This window comes from Saccharothrix sp. ST-888 (assembly GCF_000955975.1).
Lineage (GTDB): Bacteria > Actinomycetota > Actinomycetes > Streptomycetales > Streptomycetaceae > Kitasatospora.
The window spans coordinates 1-230 of record NZ_JYJF01001157.1 but is presented as its reverse complement, the minus strand read 5'-3'; the positions used below and the strand labels follow the sequence as shown (position 1 = coordinate 230).

The following is a 230-nucleotide window of genomic DNA, read 5'->3' as shown; positions in this document are numbered from 1 at the left end:
CGGATCTCGGTCGCCGCCGTCAACGGTCCGTCGTCGGTGGTGGTTTCGGGTGAGCCGGCCGCACTGGAGGACCTGCTGGCGTCCTGTGAGGCGGACGGTGTCCGGGCTCGCCGGGTGCCGGTGGACTACGCCTCTCACTCGGCGCAGGTCGAGTCGATCCGCGAGGAGCTGGCCGAGGCGCTGGCGGGGATCACCCCGCAGGCGGGCCGGGTGCCGCTGCTGTCCACGGT

Annotated in this window: 1 protein-coding gene; it reads left to right on the top strand. The window is 73.5% G+C overall.

Going from position 1 to position 230, the window contains the following annotated elements; genetic code table 11:
* The coding region (locus UK12_RS36050) for an acyltransferase domain-containing protein (RefSeq protein ID WP_045307454.1) at nt 1-230 on the top strand (230 nt) is incomplete at both ends.